The sequence below is a fragment of the Cocleimonas sp. KMM 6892 genome, from assembly GCF_035798195.1.
GTDB lineage: Bacteria > Pseudomonadota > Gammaproteobacteria > Thiotrichales > Thiotrichaceae > Cocleimonas > Cocleimonas flava.
Genome location: NZ_JAPFBV010000005.1, coordinates 260089 through 279690 on the forward strand (window position 1 = coordinate 260089; position 19602 = coordinate 279690).

At 42.4% G+C, this 19602-nt stretch carries 20 protein-coding genes; 16 read left to right on the plus strand and 4 right to left on the minus strand.

What is annotated here, in order from left to right; genetic code table 11:
* Window positions 1-44 precede the first annotated feature (44 nt).
* The 4 genes from OO007_RS15055 (at window position 45) to OO007_RS15070 (ending at window position 3384) form a co-directional block, all read left to right on the plus strand.
* Window positions 45-1235: an MFS transporter gene (locus OO007_RS15055; RefSeq protein ID WP_131906907.1), complete on the plus strand. Its 1191-nt coding sequence runs from the start codon at window positions 45-47 to the stop codon at window positions 1233-1235.
* An 80-nt stretch (window positions 1236-1315) separates the two neighbouring features.
* Window positions 1316-1948, plus strand: a complete 633-nt coding sequence (locus OO007_RS15060; RefSeq protein WP_325809416.1) for a c-type cytochrome — start codon at window positions 1316-1318, stop codon at window positions 1946-1948.
* Between the two features lie 223 nt (window positions 1949-2171).
* Window positions 2172-3197 carry a hypothetical protein gene (locus OO007_RS15065; protein ID WP_325809417.1) on the plus strand — a complete coding sequence of 342 codons (1026 nt, stop codon included), beginning with the start codon at window positions 2172-2174 and terminating at the stop codon, window positions 3195-3197.
* Window positions 3190-3384: a hypothetical protein gene (locus OO007_RS15070; protein ID WP_131906910.1), complete on the plus strand. Its 195-nt coding sequence runs from the start codon at window positions 3190-3192 to the stop codon at window positions 3382-3384. The genes OO007_RS15065 and OO007_RS15070 overlap by 8 nt, the downstream gene beginning before the upstream one ends.
* Before the next feature lie 69 nt (window positions 3385-3453).
* Here OO007_RS15070 and OO007_RS15075 read toward each other — a convergent pair whose 3' ends face one another.
* Entirely contained in the window at window positions 3454-3720 is a 267-nt protein-coding gene (locus OO007_RS15075; RefSeq protein ID WP_325809418.1) for a hypothetical protein, read from the minus strand.
* Window positions 3721-3958: 238 nt separating this feature from the next.
* On the opposite strand from OO007_RS15075, the gene queC reads away from it, so the two are divergent.
* From queC to OO007_RS15120, 9 genes are all read left to right on the plus strand, one after another.
* Entirely contained in the window at window positions 3959-4639 is a 681-nt protein-coding gene (queC, locus tag OO007_RS15080; protein ID WP_325809419.1) for a 7-cyano-7-deazaguanine synthase QueC, read from the plus strand.
* 31 nt (window positions 4640-4670) lie between these two features.
* Complete coding sequence (queD, locus tag OO007_RS15085; protein ID WP_131906913.1) at window positions 4671-5027, plus strand: 6-carboxytetrahydropterin synthase QueD; 357 nt, start codon at window positions 4671-4673, stop codon at window positions 5025-5027.
* Window positions 5024-5836, plus strand: coding sequence for a 7-carboxy-7-deazaguanine synthase QueE (queE, locus tag OO007_RS15090; RefSeq protein WP_325809420.1), 813 nt, complete (start codon window positions 5024-5026; stop codon window positions 5834-5836). The genes queD and queE overlap by 4 nt, the downstream gene beginning before the upstream one ends.
* Window positions 5837-5868: 32 nt before the next feature.
* A complete protein-coding gene (gene gloA / locus OO007_RS15095; protein WP_325809421.1) occupies window positions 5869-6252 on the plus strand; it encodes a lactoylglutathione lyase in 384 nt (127 codons plus the stop codon).
* A gap of 35 nt (window positions 6253-6287) precedes the next feature.
* Window positions 6288-7643 carry a capsule biosynthesis protein gene (locus tag OO007_RS15100; RefSeq protein ID WP_325809422.1) on the plus strand — a complete coding sequence of 452 codons (1356 nt, stop codon included), beginning with the start codon at window positions 6288-6290 and terminating at the stop codon, window positions 7641-7643.
* A 4-nt stretch (window positions 7644-7647) separates the two neighbouring features.
* Window positions 7648-8418 (plus strand): SDR family NAD(P)-dependent oxidoreductase, encoded by a 771-nt coding sequence (locus OO007_RS15105; protein WP_325809423.1) that lies wholly within the window; start codon window positions 7648-7650, stop codon window positions 8416-8418.
* The gene (locus OO007_RS15110) at window positions 8418-10031 is read left to right on the plus strand and encodes an LTA synthase family protein (RefSeq protein WP_325809424.1); all 1614 of its coding nucleotides are present in this window, start codon (window positions 8418-8420) and stop codon (window positions 10029-10031) included. Before OO007_RS15105 ends, OO007_RS15110 begins: the two co-directional genes overlap by 1 nt.
* A gap of 189 nt (window positions 10032-10220) precedes the next feature.
* Window positions 10221-10619, plus strand: coding sequence for a ferric iron uptake transcriptional regulator (fur, locus tag OO007_RS15115; protein ID WP_131906919.1), 399 nt, complete (start codon window positions 10221-10223; stop codon window positions 10617-10619).
* A 145-nt stretch (window positions 10620-10764) separates the two neighbouring features.
* The gene (locus OO007_RS15120; protein WP_131906920.1) at window positions 10765-11787 is read left to right on the plus strand and encodes a Fe(3+) ABC transporter substrate-binding protein; all 1023 of its coding nucleotides are present in this window, start codon (window positions 10765-10767) and stop codon (window positions 11785-11787) included.
* A gap of 115 nt (window positions 11788-11902) precedes the next feature.
* Here OO007_RS15120 and OO007_RS15125 read toward each other — a convergent pair whose 3' ends face one another.
* Window positions 11903-13924: an acyltransferase family protein gene (locus tag OO007_RS15125; RefSeq protein ID WP_325809425.1), complete on the minus strand. Its 2022-nt coding sequence runs from the start codon at window positions 13922-13924 to the stop codon at window positions 11903-11905.
* Window positions 13925-14301: 377 nt separating this feature from the next.
* Window positions 14302-14715: a CopD family protein gene (locus OO007_RS15130; RefSeq protein ID WP_325809426.1), complete on the minus strand. Its 414-nt coding sequence runs from the start codon at window positions 14713-14715 to the stop codon at window positions 14302-14304.
* 245 nt (window positions 14716-14960) lie between these two features.
* Here OO007_RS15130 and sbcB point away from each other — a divergent pair, with 245 nt between their 5' ends.
* Window positions 14961-16406 carry an exodeoxyribonuclease I gene (sbcB, locus tag OO007_RS15135; protein ID WP_325809427.1) on the plus strand — a complete coding sequence of 482 codons (1446 nt, stop codon included), beginning with the start codon at window positions 14961-14963 and terminating at the stop codon, window positions 16404-16406.
* A 92-nt stretch (window positions 16407-16498) separates the two neighbouring features.
* Here the strand turns inward: sbcB and OO007_RS15140 are convergent, their stop codons facing one another.
* Window positions 16499-17188, minus strand: a complete 690-nt coding sequence (locus tag OO007_RS15140) for a VIT1/CCC1 transporter family protein (protein ID WP_325809428.1) — start codon at window positions 17186-17188, stop codon at window positions 16499-16501.
* A gap of 431 nt (window positions 17189-17619) precedes the next feature.
* On the opposite strand from OO007_RS15140, the gene OO007_RS15145 reads away from it, so the two are divergent.
* Window positions 17620-18465, plus strand: coding sequence for a DMT family transporter (locus OO007_RS15145; protein ID WP_325809429.1), 846 nt, complete (start codon window positions 17620-17622; stop codon window positions 18463-18465).
* A gap of 76 nt (window positions 18466-18541) precedes the next feature.
* Entirely contained in the window at window positions 18542-19027 is a 486-nt protein-coding gene (locus tag OO007_RS15150; RefSeq protein ID WP_325809430.1) for an MOSC domain-containing protein, read from the plus strand.
* Window positions 19028-19602 lie beyond the last annotated feature (575 nt).

The following is a 19602-nucleotide window of genomic DNA, read 5'->3' on the forward strand; positions in this document are numbered from 1 at the left end:
ACACCAGGGGCAAATTAAACGATACAAGAGTTGAAGACGTAGACATGAAAATCACTAAGAACTCTCCTGAGTTATTACTGCTTCTTATCGCTGCAGGTACAGCGATGAGTTTTGCTGTCTGGCAAAATCTGTTGAATAATTTTGCGATTGAACGTGCTGCATTTACCGGTGTGGAAATTGGTATTTTACAAAGCCTTCGCGAAATCCCCGGTTTTCTTGCGTTTACGATTATCTACGTTCTACTGCTTATTCGCGAACAGCGAATGGCTTATGTTTCGATGGTTTTACTAGGGCTGGGAACACTACTCACTGGCTTTTTTCCCTCTGCTATTGGTTTTTATCTCACTACAATTTTAATGTCGATGGGGTTTCATTATCTGGAAACCATTCAAAACTCGCTGACTCTGCAATGGGTGAGCAAGAAAGATGCACCTGAATTTTTAGGCAAAATGATCGCAGCAAAAGCTGCTGCATCGATCCTGGCATTCTCACTGGTGTGGCTATTATTCGAATTCTTCCATTTTGATTACAAATGGATATACATTGTCGGTGGCGGCGTTTCTTTATTTATCGCCTTTTACAGCTGGAATCATTTCGATGATTTCCCGCAGAAAGTCTACCAAAGTAAAAAACTCATTCTACGTAAACGCTACTGGCTCTATTACGCCTTGCAATTTATGAGTGGTGCTCGCCGTCAAATCTTCGTGGTATTCGCGGGATTTTTGATGGTAGAAAAGTTTGGATTTAGTGTCGGAGAAATCTCCATACTGTTTCTTATCAACTCCGCTTTTAATATTTTTATGGCGCCCAGAATCGGCAGGCTTATAGGTAAAATCGGCGAGCGAAATTCATTAATCCTTGAATATATTGGTTTGATCGCTGTGTTCTGCGGCTATGCCGTGGTAGAAAATTCAAATATTGCGGTAGGTCTGTATATTCTAGATCACTTATTCTTCGCCATGGCGATTGCACAAAAAACCTACTTCCAGAAGATTGCTAACCCTGCTGATATTGCATCAACAGCCGGCGTTTCTTTCACCATTAATCACATTGCAGCGGTTGTTATTCCGGTGATTTTTGGCGCTTTATGGTTGAGTTCGCCTTCTTTGGTGTTCTATGTAGGGGCTGTTTTTGCGGGAATATCCTTGCTCTTAGCCTTTAATGTACCGAGCAATCCAGAAGCAGGAAATGAAACCATTATGGGGCGTATTCCGCATAATGCCTTAGAGACTTAATCGCTCTTTTGACCTGGTTTTGACATAACTTTTAACTAAGATTTTACTTCATTATTTATTTCTAACACTCACTTACCATCATGCGCATTACTCTGACATTTCACTTCCTGATTTTTATCCTGAGCCTAAGCACACACGCTTTAGCGACTGATGATGATATTGGTAAAAAGCTATTTCAGGAAAAATGCAGCGAATGCCACCAACAAGATGGCAACAGCGAAGACAAAGAGATTCCCAATATTGCAGGGACTTCGGCTATTTTGACTTTCGACATTCTGGATCAATATAAATCGGGAGATAGAAAATCGAAGCCAATTAAGCTAAAGGACAGCGCTGCAACTGCCGATAAGACAGAAACAAACATGAATGAGATTGCCAAATCGCTGAAGTCAAATGAGATTGAAGCTATTGCCTTTTTTCTGGCCAATCAGAAATCAAAACCTGCATCACAAACATTTGATCAGGAGCTTGCGGCAAAAGGCAAAGCTATCCACATGGATCTCTGCGAGAACTGTCATGTTGACGAAGGCACCGGCAATATTGAAGACGCATCGTTATTAAGAGGCCAATGGAAAAACTATCTTCAAAGCCAGTTTGAAGTGCTTAGCGAAGGTGATCGCTATATGCCTAGACGAATGAAAAAACGTTTTAGAAAATTGTCTGATGACGACAAAAAAGCACTGATTGAATTTTATATCAGCCCTGTTAACTAGCACTATTTACTAGACATATCTATCAGCCAATACAATTTGGCACCCCCCTACTTATAGGCGTTTTTTTATTTTAATCGCCTAATCATCGTTCTTGCTATTTCTAGAGAACACTTGCCATCATCTCAACGCACAACCACCCTAAAAAACGTATATACATTAAATATACATTGTATGTTATATTGATAGTCAGCTTTACGACTCTGTAAATAAAAAAGGAGGTAATATGAAGTGGCATGCCAGACCTCTGGCTACAATCGCCATCATTCTCTTATCGGTAATTTCACAACCGAGCAATGCCTCTGAGCCTCTTTTAACAGAGCCATCAACCGCACTTCATACCGTTTCAATCTCTCAGTCTCAAGGCAAACAATCAGGAAATCCCCCACTACTGAACGTTGATGAAATTCATTTCCAGATACAAGATTGTGAAGACTACCCTTATCACGCCAATGACAATAACAATCACAAGAACGATCAAGCACAAAACGAAAATGGCCTCCAATACGCCGTTAACAAAAGCGCAGATTCCAGTAAGCACAATTCCAATAAACACAATATAGGTAAAACAAAACTTCTGCGGGACATTAAACAGGGCTTAGAAACCGGATTGCAATGTCTTGCTGGCAATAGCCCAGCAGGAAAATTACACCCTTACCATGAAGAACAAGCCTTGCGGTTGATTAAAATATTGAACAGCAAACAGGCCAAAACATTTCGCTGTGTGAAAGATAAAACCTTCGCTTATGCAATCTCTACACTACCCTCCGATAAGCAAGCCCAACTAAAAAAAGACGATATCACCCGCACTATTCGCTATCCCGGTGTGATAGTTGATACCTATCGAATTGGCGGATTTATTTCGGACAAATTCAACGCCGAAACTTATCGTAACTTCTTCAAATTAAACGAAGAACAAATAGCAGAAATATCTAACGGTAAACCCGTGCATCTTGATACGATGCATCGCTACAAAAACCGCAGCTCATTGATGTTTCACGAAATGATCCACTGGCTTGGCCACGAACATTCGAGCATTAATCCGGATGTGACTGACCTATACGATACTTGTTGTTTTGGTGGCAGTGATCACATCACGGATAATATTGCGAATAAAAAATACCAGACCAAGGCCTGTAACATCCTGAAAGACAAAGAGCTCTGGCAAGCTAATTCCTATAAAAAAATGCAACTTTGGCACTTTAAGGAATACGACCAATTGAAAAGAGAAATGCGAAGTAGCTATGACTGAATCTTCAGATACAACAAAGAAAGCCAGAAAACAAAAAAAGAAAAACAAAAAAGACAGCCAACTGGTGATTCGTATTGCGACTGAAGACAGAGATCGCTTCGTGAGTCTCTGCGAAGATATGGATACCAGTGCCGCCAGAGAAATCAGACTGTTTATTCGCAAATTTCTAAAAGAGAATGAAGCCTAATTGATGTATTAAGCCACCCCCCTACTTATGAGCACTTTTTCACACGCTAGAAATCTGACTTCTACAAACTCATTTTTTAGCTTGATCCTTGCCATAGCTTTTAAAAACGCGAAAACCATCTCGGATAAAAGACAGCATAAAAACATAAAACACTAATTTCAAAACCACCGTAAAAATAAAAATAAACGGGTATTCACTGAAATCCAGGGTTCCGTTCACTCTTAGTTTGTAGGTCACACCGTTTACGATGGTGTGATAAAAGTCATAGGATAACCACGCGACTATCATTCCCGGGATTAGAATCATCAGCGCTGCTTTTAAGTATGTTAGAAACATGGTTTCCTCAAATTATGAATATTTTCAAAGCATTATATTAGAAACAGAACTCACTCTCTAGTTACCATCAGTTTGACACCTCAGTGTGTCGTCAGGTTTTATCAAATTCTCTCATCAAACAACAATCGCATTTTAAAAAACCTTTGGTTATAATACCGCGCTGGTAAATCAACCGATTTACCCCTGTCGACGCACCAGGTAAAAAACACGGGGAGAATTATCTCCCATAGAAGGAAATATGAAAGCCCTAGTAGTTTGTTCGGGCGGCCTCGATTCTGTTACTTTATCCTACAAAGTAGCCAGCGAAGGCACGCTATCATCACTCTTATCGTTCGATTACGGACAACGCCATCGCAAAGAACTCGACTTTGCCGCACATTGCGCAAAACAGTTAGGCGTAAAACACACCATTATCGATTTAAGTCAGGTTGGCAAACAGCTTACCTCTGCCCTTACCGATGACATCGACGTGCCCGATGGACACTATGCTGAAGAAAGCATGAAAACCACCGTCGTACCTAATAGAAACGCGATTATGATGACGATTGCTTTTGGTTTGGCGTATTCACAAAATGCAGATACGGTAGCCATGGCGGTGCATGGCGGTGATCATTTTATCTATCCGGATTGTCGCCCAGACTTTATTGAGTCGTTTGCAGCGATGCAAAAAATGGCTTTAGACGGTATGTCGGAGATTGAGCTATACACGCCTTATTTACACCTGGATAAAACTGAAATCGCCCGCGATTCAGCAAAATATAGCGTACCTGTGATTGATACCTGGTCCTGTTACAAAGGACAAGAAAAGCACTGTGGTCGTTGTGGCACCTGCGTTGAGCGCCGTGAGGCATTTCATCTTGCGGGTATTGAAGATCCAACCGAATACGCCGATGCCGATTACTGGCAATCAGTTACATAGCTCTTTATAACAAGAAGAATAGAAGATCATCATGTATACAATAAGCAAACAATTTACTTTCAGCGCCTCGCACCAGCTACTTAACTTGCCTGGAGATCACCCTTGTCACCGACTGCATGGGCACAACTATATTGTCGAAATCGAGTTGAGATCAGCGACGCTTAATTCGACTGGATTTGTGCGAGATTACAATGATCTCGATGCCTTAAAGCAATATATCGACGACACGCTTGATCATCGTCATCTCAATGAAGTATTTGGTCATGATGATACGACTGCCGAGAATCTGGCTTATTTCTTATACGATTGGTCAAAAAAACAATGGCCAGAAGTAAGTGCGGTACGCGTCAGTGAGACGCCTAAAACATGGGCCGAATATAGACCATGAGTATTCCATCTATAGTCACCCCCCCACTTTCAGGCACTTTTTCTACAGAATCTGTGAGCAATGATGCTACTGATTTAATCAGTATTTCGGAAATCTTTGGCCCCACGATTCAGGGAGAAGGTGCGTTGATTGGTACTCAAACGATTTTTGTCAGAACCGCGGGTTGTGATTACCGATGCAGTTGGTGTGATACCGGTTATGCCGTTTTGCCCGAGTTTGATAGTGACTGGAAGAACATGGATGCCGAATCTGTTTTCAACAAAATAGAATCGCTCAGTAATAAACAAGCCATGTGGATTACGCTATCTGGCGGCAATCCGGCGATGCAAAATCTAGAACCACTCATTAAACTGGGTCAGGCGAAAGGCTATAAGTTTTCCATGGAAACGCAGGGCAGTATTGCAAAACCCTGGTTTGCCTTACTCGATCAATTGACGTTTAGCCCAAAACCACCCTCTTCTGGAATGCGCTTCAAACACAAGGGCTTGCAGCGTTGTCTGGATGCTTGTGAAACGCTTGAGGTTATAAATAGCCAAACGCATCCCGATGTTTCACTCAAATTTGTTGTGGCAGATCAGGATGATTTACTCTGGGCAAAAGAGATTGCAGAGCAATATCCACAATTGCCTTGTTATGTACAGCCTTGTAATAATAATGCGGATATCAATGTTGATAACCGATCAAAGGAAGAAAATTCGCCATACAACCAAAAACAAAAAATGCTTTGGTTGATTGATGCAGTACAATCGTTAAACTGGACTGACGTTCGGGTACTTCCACAATTACACGTTTGGTTAAATGTAGAGTAATTGAATAGTAATAAATAACAGGACTTATAAAAATGAGAATGCTACACACCATGCTGCGCGTGGGTAACTTAGAAAAATCCATCGCTTTTTACACAGACGTTTTAGGCATGCAGGAATTACGTCGTCAAGATTACCCAGAAGGAGAATTCACCCTTGCTTTTGTGGGTTACGGTGACGAAGCAAATAACACAGTATTAGAACTAACCCATAACTGGGGCGTTGAAAGTTATGATCTGGGTAACGCATACGGCCATATTGCCATTGGTGTCGATGATGTTTACGAAGCCTGTGAAAAAATGAAGCAGTCAGGCGGAAAAGTGATTCGTGATGCTGGCCCAATGAATGCCGGTAGCACCATCATTGCCTTTCTTGAAGATCCCGATGGATATCAAATTGAGTTAATCGGTCGCGAATAAGTTTTACTCACTTGTCATCTCAAGAGCCATATCAAGTGCCAGCACAAGTGACACCTCAGCAAAAATCCTTTCTTCTCCTACAAGGGGTAGCGAGTCCTTTTTTTGCTGAGCTTGAAAAAGCCTTAATCGACGCCGGACATAAAGCACTCAAAATCAATTTTTGTGGTGGTGATTTGCTCGCTGGGCGCTTCTTCTCGACGGCACTCAATCACATCAATTTTCAGCGATCACTGGCAGAACTTCCCGAGTTCTATCAAACGCTTTTCACAGACCATAATATTACCGATATCGCATTGTTTGGTGATACGCGTCCTGTGCACGTTCCAGCCATTGAATTAGCAAAACAGCAAGGTATCGCTGTGCACGTATTCGAAGAAGGTTATTTCAGACCAAATTGGGTAACGCTTGATGGTAATGGCGTTAACGCTTACTCAAAGGTCTACCAGCATTCCGAAAACGAACCAGAATGGTTTCTGCAACACGTTGAACGTAATCCAGACTGGGAAGACAAGAGTGAAAATACTGGCGGTGGTTTAGCCATTCGCGCATGGCACGATATTCGTTATCACCTCGCGAAAACACTGCTCAAGCCGATGTTTCCGAAATACGAAACACACAGACCAGATAGCCCATTACAAGAGTACTGGGGATTTATCAGGCGCATGCCGATGGTTTCGCTGTATTACAAACGCCAGTCTAATCAACAAATCAAAAGGTTAATTGCGAGTAAATCACCATTTTACCTGCTGCCCTTGCAGCTAGAAGCGGATTCTCAAATTAGACTGCATTCTGACTTTACGAGTCTGGAACACGTGATTCAAACAACGCTTGAATCATTCGCCACGAAGGCACCTGAGCATGCCAAACTCGTTATCAAACTGCATCCGCTTGATCCGTGGTTTATCAATTACCCTAAGATCATTGAGTCGCTTTGTAATCAATACCAGATAGATAAAGACAGAGTCATTTACCTAGAAGCAGGTAACCTGAATGCATTACTAGAACATGCCCAAGGCACTGTGCTGGTGAATAGCACCGTAGGCACATCCGCTTTAGCGGTGGGTTGTCCGGTGATTGCTTTAGGTTCCGCCATTTTTGATATACCTGGCCTAACCTTTCAGGGTGAATTAGATGATTTCTGGGCGAATACCGAAAAACCTGATGCTGAATTGTTCGATGCGTTCAAACAAAGCTATATTGAACACACTCAAATCAACGGCAGTTTCTACAATCAAAAAGGCATTAAAATGGCCGTTGATGCAACGATAAAACGCCTTGCTGAAAATACACCACAGTTACAACCAGACAATAACAACGTTGAGGCCTGTGAAAACGCAGCGGTAACGAACAATAAAATGGATGCCGATCAACTGTTAAGAAGCTCAGGCTAAGCATATGAATAAGAAGACTATCGTCATCACCGGCGCCAGCAGCGGCATAGGATCAGCCATAGCTTTACGCTTGGCAAAACCAGAAAACCGCCTGATTTTACTCGCCAGAAACCAACAAAAACTGGATGCGATCAATACGCTCTGTAGCAATAAATCTGCAGAAGTGATAACACATTCGATTGATGTCACCGAATACCAAAAGCTTCAGGACTTGATCACAGAAATCGACACCCAATACCCAATCGACCTGATTATCTGTAATGCAGGTGTTACAAATTGCGTCGGAAGAAAAGGCGAAGCTGAAACTTGGGAAGAAATAACCCAAGTCGTGGATACCAACCTGAATGGCGTACTGGCTACGATTAATCCATTGATTTCGCGAATGCAGGCTCGCAAACAGGGACATATCGCGATCATCAGCTCGCTTGCAGCCTTTTATGGCATGCCCATCACACCAAGCTATTGTGCCAGTAAAGCGGGACTAAAAGGTTATGGCGAAGCAATCCGTGGCTGGTTAAAACACGATGGTATAAAAGTCTCGATGGTTTACCCTGGCTTTGTAAAATCAGATTTAAGTGATCAGTTTATCTCTGATAGACCGTTTATGCTGACGCCAGAAAAAGCCGCGAATATCATCGTTAATGGTATCGAAAAACAAAAACCAAGCATCACCTTCCCATTCCCGCTTAATTTGGGTACGTGGTTTTTAAGCGTGATGCCCGCGCGGATTGCAGATTGGTTTATGAATCTATTATTTGGTGCCGGAAAGCGCTGATGCAGGATTTTCTTCCCTCGTATTTTCCGACGCTTGCTTTAGCGCTGTTGTTAACCATCGCTTTTTCATTTCTACCTGAGCGCTGGCTAAAACCAAAAACACCTAAAATTAATTTCAGTACTGGTTTGCTGCAAGCCTTATTGGTATCGATACTGTTTTTAGCCGTAACCCTCATTGTGCAACGTCCTATTTTTTCGGCATTGGCGGTTTCCATATTTCTAATCATTCTTAGCGGTGTCAGTAACGCAAAATACAAAGCCTTACGCGAGCCTTTGGTATTCTCGGACATCGCTATGTTTTCACAGGCGTTTAAGCACCCTCGTTTGTATTTCCCTTTTCTAGGGCTGTTACCTGTTATTGCGGCGCCCATTATTATCATTGCTTTGATCATTACGGTACTCAGTCTGGAACCAGCGATGGCGTTTACCGCGCAACGGATTGTAATCAGTATTTTAGCGATCGCAGCGTTTGTTTTTATCGCCCGAAAAATAGCCTTAGGCTTCACACTCACTCAGGAACCAGATCAGGATATCGAGTGTTTAGGCTTGCTCAATTCGATTTTTGTCTACGCTATTCAGGCTCGCACACCAGAACATCAACAGACGATCCAAACTACCTTGGCGGATTCTCCTTTTAAGTCTCCAATCGGAAGAACAAACAAAGAAAGTAATGAAAAGTCACCCCCCCACTTTAAGGGCGTTTTTTCTAATATTACCGTCATCCAGAGCGAATCCTTTTTTGATGCGCGACGATTGCATGATTCAATAAAACCAGATGTGCTGAAGAACTTTGATAGTTGTAATCAACAATCAACCCAGTTCGGAAAACTCAAAGTCCCTGCCTGGGGCGCAAACACCATGCGTACCGAGTTTGCATTTTTGAGTGGCTTAAAATATCAAGATTTAGGGCTTTATCGTTATTACCCTTACCAGTATTTACACAAAATGCCGATCAGTTCGATTGCCTCTTATCTTAGCGCGCAAGGTTATCGCTGTGTGTGTATTCATCCGCACCCTGATTCATTTTTCGGCAGAGACAGAATTTTCCCGCAAATGGGATTCGATGAGTTTATCGACATTAAAGAGTTCGACAGCAACAACACCTTTGGGCCTTATATTTCGGATCAGGCAGTGACTGATAAAATATTGGAAATCACGCAGCAACACGAAACAAATAAGCCTGATCAGCCCTTATTTATCTTCGCCATAACCATGGAAAACCATGGACCTCTGCATTTGGAAAAAACCACCGCAGAAGAGCAACACAGTTATTTTGAGAAAAAACCGTTAACAGCCGCTAACGATTTAACGGTCTATCTTAGGCATCTACAAAACGCAGATAAGATGATCGCAGAGTTAACCCACGCCTATTCCCAATCAAAAAATCCACAGGCTTTATGCTTTTATGGGGACCACATACCGAGCATGCCGAATATCTATCAGCAGCTTGATTATGACGAGGAGGAGTCTGATTATTTTATTTGGCAGAATGCTCAATCTAAAACATCAGCTCTGATAAAAAGCCAAAAGCAACAGATGATCTCTGCAGATTCGTTGGCTAAAACACTACTTACTGTTACGGGTAATCTGTCGCTAAATTCAACGGAAAAGTAGCGCTAAAAACGTTATTGAAGCGCAAAAACCGACTTAAATTAATCATACTAAAAACCTATGACCTGATTTTCTCTGAATCAGTTATTTGTATCCGCTATGAGTATTACTTAAAATGAACTAAACTATAAAGTTAATCAAAGTAAATAATAACCCCTGAGTTCACTCATACTAAAAACACCCAAACTAATTATGAATAAAAACGATATCAAAGAAGCAGGCTTAAAGATCACTCAGCCTCGTGTGCAAATTCTGAAAATTCTGGAAACCTCTAAAGAAAAACACTTCAGTGCGGAAGATTTATATCAATTACTTCGTGAGGAAGATTCCAAGATTGGTTTAGCCACCATCTACCGGGTTCTGACCCAGTTCGAAACCGCTGGCTTAGTTATTCGCCATAATTTTGAAGGTGGACAGGCTGTTTTTGAACTTGATAAGGGCGAACATCACGATCATATCGTCGACATGAAAAACGGTAAAATCATTGAGTTTCATGATGAGATTATCGAACAACGTCAAATAGAAATCGCGAAAGAGCACGGTTATAAGCTACTGGATCATTCATTGATTTTGTACGCAGAGCCCGAATAAACCAGCGTTTACGGCTTATTATTTCTACATTAAAAAAAGTTAATAGGAATAATACTCACTATTAAACAAGTGTTATTGCAAATCATTCTTATTTGCAATAACATCCACTCCATCATTAATTAAACGTTATGTTTTGGAGTACCTCATGAAAAAAATCGTTAGCGTCGTTTCACTTTTGGCTTGCACCTTAGCAGCGCCAACAATCAGCTATGCGGCTGACGAAGTGAACCTCTATTCTGCGAGAAAAGAAAATCTCATCAAGCCTTTACTGGACAACTTCACCAAAGAAACCGGCATAAAAGTTAATCTAGTCACCGCAAAAGCAGGACCTTTATTAAAGCGTCTGGAAACAGAAGGCGCGAATAGCCCTGCTGATCTATTCATCACGGTTGATGCAGGTCGCTTGCACAAAGCCAAAGAAGCCGGAGTTTTACAAGCAACGACATCTGTTGCTTTGAATGAAGCAATCCCTGCTGAGTATCGTGACCCTGAAGGTTTCTGGTATGGCCTGTCATTACGCGCACGCCCTATTTTCTATGTAAAAAGCAAAGTGAAGCCTGAAGAATTATCTACCTATGAAGCACTGGCAGATGACAAATGGAAAGACCGCATCTGTATCAGAAGCTCTGAAAACATTTACAATCAGTCACTTGTTGCTTCCATGATTGCCAATATCGGCGAAGAGAAAACTCAGGCATGGGCAGACAAGCTTGTGAAAAATCTAGCGCGTAAACCAAAAGGTGGTGACCGTGATCAGATTAAAGCAGCAGCTGCGGGTGAATGTGATCTCGCTATAGCAAACACCTATTACTACGGAAAGATGTTACACGGCAAAGACGAAAGCCAACAGAAAGCAGCTAACGCAGTGGCTATTTACTGGCCAAACCAGGCTGACCGTGGAGCTCACGTGAATGTCAGTGGTATTGCGATGACTAAAGCCGCTAAAAACAAAGCGAATGCACAGAAGTTGATGGAATTCTTAACCACTAAAGATTCTCAGAAATGGTACGCAGAAGTGAATTATGAATACCCAGTATTAACTTCAGCAGACTGGAGTGAAACACTGTCTTCTTGGGGCAAGTTTAAAGCTGATTCTCTAAATCTTTCTCAGCTAGGCGAAAAGAACGCTGATGCCGTTAAGGTGATGGATAAAGCTGGCTGGAAATAAATTTCAAAAAACAGCCTGTAAGTGGGGAGGTGGCTTTTTAAGTCACCTCCCTTTTTTTTGCGCTGATTTTCTGTATTCAAGTTTAGCTAATCGCTATTTTTTCACTGAAATGTGATTAATGATATTCAGCTTTTGTATTAATTTGGTGCGTATTTATCTGTGTACTTATCCGTGTACTGATCCGCGTATCTAATGCCTGCATAATCCTTTGTTGTGCTTTTGATGAGCCTGCACTGCTCAAATGATCTTCATCGATATATAACACATCCGAACCATCCAGCACCCAGCCTTGATCACCCTTCATATAAATATCAGCGATTTCAATTAATTCACAGTAGTTACAAGCATCGACAATGTCTCTCACCGACTTTCGTCCGTACTGATACAACGCAGAATTTACAAAAGGCACATACTGCTTCTCGCCCTCACGTGGTTTCATTCCATAATGAGAGAGAAATTGAGTGGCATTTTTATCCCCATAAAACAGCTCTGGCGGCTGCTCGATTAAAAACACCTTTGAGCCAATCTCCCCCAGAAATTTAATTAAATCATGCGTGCTTTCTACACTTTCCAGATTTGACCAACTCTGGGTAATAATGACGGTTTCAGGCTTCCATTTTTGCAGGTATTTTAAGCGTGCCTCATCGTAATCACGTTTTTCTTCTGCCGTGAAAAAGATTGTTCTGTCACCCAAAGTAACGGGAATCTTAAAAAACGTTGGCGTTCCATCAGCCGCATAAAAATCTATGGTTTTATTCAATTGTTTAGCAATTTGATCCAGAGTGCTAGCCCACATTAATGCATGCGAATCTCCCAGTACAACGATTTCAGGTGAGTCCTTACCATAATGCTTTACCACCCCTCCTTCTTTGTAGGCTTGCCAGTTTCTTCCTTTATTGTCAGATACCTTAATCCCCTGCATCTTCCTTTTGGTGGCATCCATAACTTCTTTGCTGGGGCTGCTGTTGTAAAGCTCACCATCCCATTGCGTCTGGCTATACATGGAAATATCTTCTGCATAATCTGAATGCGTCAGGGTGTAAGAATAGATAACCCCAAGCACCAGAACAGTCAGCACGACTGGGACTGTTTTCTTATTCTTACGGGTAGGCTTTTCAATCAGGTGGTAAGAGATAATTGATAAAACCAGCATCAATCCGAGGAGTAAATAAATCGAATATTCGGTTTGTGTCTTCAAGCTTAAGTTTTTTGATAACACCAATACGGGCCAATGCCACAGATACAATGAATAGGAAATTTTACCGACATACACCACCGCTGGAATTGATAGCACTTTATTCACCAGCGTATGACTACCGCTGGCAAAAACAATGATTAAACCTGCGCCAATAACGGGAAGAATCAGCAGCGGTGATATGCCATCGTGACCATCGATGAAGAAATACGATAGTGCGACAACGCATAAACCAACAAGAGACAAAACCTGCAAGGTGCTACTTTTTTTACGCTGGAAAAACGCTGGGTATTTATACACTGCAATCGCTAAAAATGCGCCGACACCTAACTCCCACGCTCTTGTCGGTAGCAGATAAAAAGTCGCATCTGGATGATTTTTAGTGCCATAAATAAACAGTAACGCGCTTAACACACAAAGCACCAAAACCAAGGGCGCGAGCCAGTTTCTAAAATACTTCAGCGCAATAAAAATGAATAAAGGGAAAATCAAATAAAACTGTTCTTCTACTGACAAAGACCAGGTATGCAATAACGGTGAATTCTCCGCGGCATAACCCCAGTAATTACCCGCAGTCAGCCATTGGCTAATATTGGCGAAAGACAATAAGGAGGCAATCCCCTGTTTACCTAGATAATAAATATCTGGCGCATAGAGTAAGAATTGGCTGGCGATGAGTGTAACGAGAACGATTACCACCAAAACCGGAAGAATGCGTCTGATGCGACGTAACCAGAAGTCGCTGAAACTGAAAACACCCTGATCGTAATCTTTTAATAAAATGCTGGTGATTAAAAAACCTGAAATAACGAAAAATACATCAACGCCAATATAACCACCCGGAATCCAGTCTAAACCAAAATGAAACAGGATAACGGGAATAACAGCAAAGGCTCTGAGACCATCAATTTCTGGTCGGTAAGATAGAGAAGTACTAGGCATTATTTGAAGTCTTTGCTGTAAACGATGGAGTATATTTTGAGAAAATGTCAAAGAATGTGTACAAAATGTAAATTTATGTAAAGGAAAACCATTGGTAATTTAAACACAGCCTTTCGTTCAAATGATTACATCCCCCCCCCTACTTTCAGGCCTTTTTTCCCCGTTTTCTATCTGCTGACTTTACTATTAATCTGGCCTTGAGATATCCACATAAATTAATTTTAGTCTGAGTATTTTATCGAGCAGATTGTTTAACCAGTCATTTTTAAAATGCACACTCATAAAAAAAGCCAGATAATTAATCTGGCTTTTTTTATGTCAACGTACGTTCAATGCGACACGGTTTTAATGACTTAAACTTTAGAATAGTTTAAACATTAGAAAGGCTTAACTACGACCATAATTAAAATCACAATCGTCAAAATCAACGGTAACTCATTCATCCAGCGATAGAAAACGCCACTGTGATCAAGATGCCCTTGCTGCATTTCTTTCATGCGCAAGCGACACCAAAAGTGATACGCCATCATCAAACCCACAAACAATAACTTCACGTGCAACCAGCCTCCCGCAAAACCGTAAGCCAGCCATAGCCACGTTCCCGTGACTAAAGTAATCACCATCATGATTGTCATAAAGCCATACAGCTTACGCGCCATAATCGCTAATCGATCGACATCTTGCCCTGCCTCTTTACCTTCGACAAAATGCACAAAGATGCGTGGCAGATAAAATATTCCAGCCATCCATGACATCACGAATAAAATATGAAACGCTTTTAACCACAACATAGTAAAACTACCTTTAAGATGAGCACTAATAATACACTCTATCCGCAACAGCTGATAATATTGGGAGTTATATTATTGACATATATAAAGAAAAAAGATGTAACTCAACCATTGTACATCGACGATTCCTTATGGAATCTACGATGGACTTTCTTGACTTTTGGTGAGTCTAAGAAGGTCACCCCCCTACTTATAGGCTGTTTTTTTTATGGGAAAAACACCCACGATTTTTGGCGCTTTAAAATATGACTGAACAAACCATCTTCTGGCACGACTATGAAACCTGGGGTGTTGATCCTCGACGTGATCGCGCTTCGCAGTTTGCGGGTATCCGCACCAATTTAGATCTGGAAGTTGTCGGTGAGCCAGTAATGTTTTACTGCAAACCCACTCATGATTTTCTGCCACACCCTGATGCCGTTCGAGTTACGGGAATTGCGCCGCAATTAGCCTTTGAAAAAGGGTATATCGAAGCCGAATTTTTTGGTCGAATTAACGAAATATTCTCACAACCAGGCACCTGTGGGGCTGGCTACAACAGTATTCGTTTTGATGATGAAGTCACGCGCTTTGGTTTCTACCGCAACTTTATCGACCCCTACGCACGCGAATGGCAAAACGGCAATAACCGCTGGGATATTTTAGATTTAGTCCGCATGACTTATGCACTGCGACCTGAAGGCATCAACTGGCCAGACCGTGAAGGTGAAGAAGGCGTACCCAGTTTTCGTTTAGAGCACTTAACCGCCGCCAACGATATCGAACAAGCTGGTGCGCACGATGCCTTAGTCGACGTGAAAGCCACTATTGATATCGCACGCCTGATCAAAACCAAACAACCGCGTTTGTACGATTACTTTTTTGATCTACGCATCAAAAACAATGTCGCGCCGTTATTAAATACCACAGTCGAAATGGCTCAACGTAAAACCATGTTACACGTTAGCGGCATGTTCCCCGCCACTCAAGGCTGTCTCTCACCCATCGTGCCGTTGATTGTGCATCCCGTAAATAAAAACGAAATCATCTGTTACGACCTGCGCCACGACCCCAATGCTATGCTAGCTATGAGCGTTGATCAGATCATCGAAAACCTTTACAAGCCAAGAGCTGAGCGCGATGAAAATCATCAGCACATCGCGTTAAAAGGAATTCACATCAATAAGTCACCTGCAGTTTCACCGACCAATACACTCACGCCCGAACTTGCAGAACGCTGGGAAATAGACTGGGATCAAATCGAAGCACACAAACAACAATTAATTGCCGATGACACACTCATCCGACGTTTGGAAGAAATGTACAGCCGCAAACGTGAGCAGAAAGAATCAGATGCCGACTCTGCACTCTACGGTGGTTTTATCAGCAATGACGACCGCAAACTGTGTAATATGGTATTAACCTCATCACCCGAAAAGCTCAGCAACTGGACACCCGAATTCAAATCGAGTCGACTGCAAACACTTTACCCAAGATACCGCGCCAGAAACTGGCCTGAGACTCTCGATGAAAAAGAACAAAAGCAATGGCAAGCATTCTGTCAGGCTAAAATAATCGACGGTGAATATGATTGCACCCTAACCGCCGAACAGCTACAAACCAGACTAGAAGAATTAGCCCACGAAGAATTGTCGGAACGCGATCAGGCATCGTTGACTAAACTGGTGGAATGGGTGCAGACCTTTGTATGAAGGCTATGTATTAAGGCTTAGCATAATTGCTTAATATTAATGCCGAGCCTTTATTAACTATCTTTTTAAAAATGAGATGAGACGAGATAAAGTTAGACTGTCACACCGAATAGTTTACCCACGGCCGCCGTTATTGCCATTGCGAGCGCGCCCCAGAAAGTGACCCTAATGGCACCGACAGCTATTGAAGCACCGCCCACTTTTGCCGCGATGGCACCCAGCATAGCCAGAAAAACCAAAGAAAAAATCGCGACTAGCAGCACTAATTGATCTCCCGGTTTCATCCATGCAATCAGCAATGGCAAAGCAGCGCCAATAGTAAAGGTTGCCGCGGAAGAAATGGCTGCTTGAATAGGTCGGGCTTTATTATCTTTAGAAATTCCAATTTCATCTCTAGCATGCGCACCCAACGCATCCTTAGCCATCAATTGATCTGCCACTTTTTTTGCTAAAACAGGTTCGATGCCCCGCTTTTCATAAATCTGCGCGAGCTCGGTTTTCTCTGATTCAAAATTTAGTGCTAAGGATTTCTTTTCGATGGCAAGATCTGCTTTTTCAGTATCTGCCTGTGAACTGACAGAAACATACTCACCTGCTGCCATCGACATTGCACCGGCAACCAAACCAGCGACACCAGCAAGTAGAATACCATCGTGCGACGAGCTTGCTGACGCTACTCCAATGATCAAACTCGACGTAGATACGATGCCGTCATTTGCACCCAAAACTGCCGCACGCAACCAGCCTATGCGATTCGATCGATGTGTTTCAGCGTGAATCATGTATTCCTCATTGTTTTGTGCTGCGAGTTTTAGTGCTGAAAATCTTAATGCAGCTAAGTCGTAACACTAGCTTCTGAACCTGACTATATAACCATCAAATACTTTATATATTCATACTAGCACGCATAAAGCTTAGCTGATGAGAAGCAATCCCTTTCCTTGTTTCTCGTCAATTTCCAACTAGATTTTATTGTCGCTACTTGCCAACAAAAAATAATTTTTTATGCATTTTATTTCTCTTACAGAGAAGATATTCTTTAATACTAACTGGCGCTATACTCGAATAGAATAATAAGGTCACCCCCCTACTTATAGGGCTTTTTTTCGCCAATTTAGGGATGTAATTTCACTTCAATACTATCTCCACTTCGCTGTAATCGACGTGATAAATAGAATTCAGTGTTTAACTGTTTTATGAGTAAATTCAAGCCATGACAACTACCGTATTTTTCGCTGTCATTCTCGCAGCATTACTTCACGCCGTATGGAATGCGATCGTAAAAGGCGGGAATGACAAACGACTGAATATGGCTGCTGTGGTGATGGGCAGCATCCCCATTTCACTCGTCGTATTAGCCATCTTCCCCTTTCCCGCAGTCGAAAGTTGGGGTTATATCATCGCCAGCATTGCGGTACAAATCGCCTATCACTTCATCTTACTCTACGCCTACGAAACCGGCGACCTGACTCAGGTCTATCCTATTGCGCGTGGTTCTGGTCCATTGATTGTCGCGATGTTCTCTATATTCTTTCTGGGGGAGCAATTCAGCCTATTACAAATACTTGCCATCACCATGATCGTTCTGGGGATTCTAGTCACCGCCATCGGCAAACAATCGAATGGCAAACGTAATTTCCAGGCCGCTAAATTAGCGCTAATCACGGGCTGTTGTATCGCTGGTTATTCCATTATCGACGCCTTGGGCGCAAAACTCGCCAACAATGCATTCAGCTATTACGCCATCATCGCACTCAGTTATGGATTAATCTTCCCGGTACTTGCCGAACGCCAATCACCCGGCCTCATCAAACGCATTCCTAAAGAAGCGAAAGCCGCTTTTTTTATCGGCGGCAATGCCACCTTTTTCGCCTACGCAATTATCGTCTGGGCATTTACTCAGGCTCCGGTCGCCTTGGTCACCGCCCTGCGCGAAACCAGTATCAGCTTTGCTTTAATCATCGGCGTATTCTTCCTGAAAGAAGAATTTAACTGGCTCAAAGTCGTGGTAGTTAGCATGACTGTGATGGGTGCGATTTTATTGAAATTATCGGCTTAGGTAGAATTTAGATGGCAGCCCCCTACTTACAAGCGGTTTTTTATAGCCAGTTTCTAAAACCTGACATAATACAAAAATGAAAACACTCGACATACTCTTCAAAACACTCCCGCAAAAAGGCAAAGTCACATGGATAGGCGTACGCCCCGAACGACGGGCGGAAATGCTAGTCGTCGATGCGGTCGAAGCTAAAACACAACATGGCTTAACAGGTGATCGTTACGCAGGCAGATCAGGCAATCGACAAGTCACCCTAATCCAGACAGAACACTTACCCGTAATCGCCGCAACCCTCGGTTTAGAATCCGTAGATCCAGCTCAACTACGTCGCAATATCTGCATCAGCAGCATCAACCTGCTGGCACTGAAAGACAAACAGTTCCAGATCGGCGAAGTGATACTCGAATACACAGGACTCTGTCACCCTTGTTCGTTTATGGAAGAAACGTTTGGCCCCGGCGGTTATAACGCAATACGCGGACACGGTGGGATAAATGCGCGAGTGATTCAATCGGGGATTATGCGGATGGGTGATGAAGTTAGTGCGGTTTTGGAGGTTTAGGTCACCCCCCCTACTTTAAGGCACTTTTTAAACAGACCATCTAATAAACAGCAACCCTTGCTGCTACCACCTCTCGGATCAATTCTTGATCTGTCGAGACGATTTATTCGCCCTAGCGGCTTAATAAATCGACTTTTATGCAATTTTTACATTCTAGCGATGTTTGTAAATCCCCTTTCAGACAAGCCGAGCCACGCAGAAAATTGACGATTAAGGTTTTAGCTGTTTGAGCGACTTTAGGAGCGAGTTCTAAAACCGCGTCAATTTTCGAGTAGTGAGGGAACCGTTTACGGCTTGTTTGTTGGGCAGCCTTTTGTTTGGTTCTGTTTATTTTGGCTGAGCAAAATAAATGAACTCGTAGCCAGTAACCAAAGCCCGAAGAGAATCAAAAAGCCTCAAAGCTACGAAAAAGAGACTCTGATTCAACATTGGTAAATACCGTTAGAGAACCTAACGATGATGATAAAAAGGTCACCCCCCTACTTTAAGGCACTTTTTAAACAGATCATGTAAATAACATCATCCCCTGTGGCAACCACCTCTCGGATCAATTCTTGTTCTGTCGAGACGATATA

Excerpts from the sequence above, each read along its gene's own strand:
- OO007_RS15055 (WP_131906907.1), top strand. The coding sequence starts at position 45 with ATGAAAATCACTAAGAACTCTCCTGAGTTATTACTGCTTCTTATCGCT.
- OO007_RS15060 (WP_325809416.1), top strand. The coding sequence starts at position 1,316 with ATGCGCATTACTCTGACATTTCACTTCCTGATTTTTATCCTGAGCCTA.
- OO007_RS15065 (WP_325809417.1), top strand. The coding sequence starts at position 2,172 with ATGAAGTGGCATGCCAGACCTCTGGCTACAATCGCCATCATTCTCTTA.
- OO007_RS15070 (WP_131906910.1), top strand. The coding sequence starts at position 3,190 with ATGACTGAATCTTCAGATACAACAAAGAAAGCCAGAAAACAAAAAAAG.
- OO007_RS15075 (WP_325809418.1), bottom strand. The coding sequence starts at position 3,720 with ATGTTTCTAACATACTTAAAAGCAGCGCTGATGATTCTAATCCCGGGA.
- queC (WP_325809419.1), top strand. The coding sequence starts at position 3,959 with ATGAAAGCCCTAGTAGTTTGTTCGGGCGGCCTCGATTCTGTTACTTTA.
- queD (WP_131906913.1), top strand. The coding sequence starts at position 4,671 with ATGTATACAATAAGCAAACAATTTACTTTCAGCGCCTCGCACCAGCTA.
- queE (WP_325809420.1), top strand. The coding sequence starts at position 5,024 with ATGAGTATTCCATCTATAGTCACCCCCCCACTTTCAGGCACTTTTTCT.
- gloA (WP_325809421.1), top strand. The coding sequence starts at position 5,869 with ATGAGAATGCTACACACCATGCTGCGCGTGGGTAACTTAGAAAAATCC.
- OO007_RS15105 (WP_325809423.1), top strand. The coding sequence starts at position 7,648 with ATGAATAAGAAGACTATCGTCATCACCGGCGCCAGCAGCGGCATAGGA.
- OO007_RS15110 (WP_325809424.1), top strand. The coding sequence starts at position 8,418 with ATGCAGGATTTTCTTCCCTCGTATTTTCCGACGCTTGCTTTAGCGCTG.
- fur (WP_131906919.1), top strand. The coding sequence starts at position 10,221 with ATGAATAAAAACGATATCAAAGAAGCAGGCTTAAAGATCACTCAGCCT.
- OO007_RS15120 (WP_131906920.1), top strand. The coding sequence starts at position 10,765 with ATGAAAAAAATCGTTAGCGTCGTTTCACTTTTGGCTTGCACCTTAGCA.
- OO007_RS15125 (WP_325809425.1), bottom strand. The coding sequence starts at position 13,924 with ATGCCTAGTACTTCTCTATCTTACCGACCAGAAATTGATGGTCTCAGA.
- OO007_RS15130 (WP_325809426.1), bottom strand. The coding sequence starts at position 14,715 with ATGTTGTGGTTAAAAGCGTTTCATATTTTATTCGTGATGTCATGGATG.
- sbcB (WP_325809427.1), top strand. The coding sequence starts at position 14,961 with ATGACTGAACAAACCATCTTCTGGCACGACTATGAAACCTGGGGTGTT.
- OO007_RS15140 (WP_325809428.1), bottom strand. The coding sequence starts at position 17,188 with ATGATTCACGCTGAAACACATCGATCGAATCGCATAGGCTGGTTGCGT.
- OO007_RS15145 (WP_325809429.1), top strand. The coding sequence starts at position 17,620 with ATGACAACTACCGTATTTTTCGCTGTCATTCTCGCAGCATTACTTCAC.
- OO007_RS15150 (WP_325809430.1), top strand. The coding sequence starts at position 18,542 with ATGAAAACACTCGACATACTCTTCAAAACACTCCCGCAAAAAGGCAAA.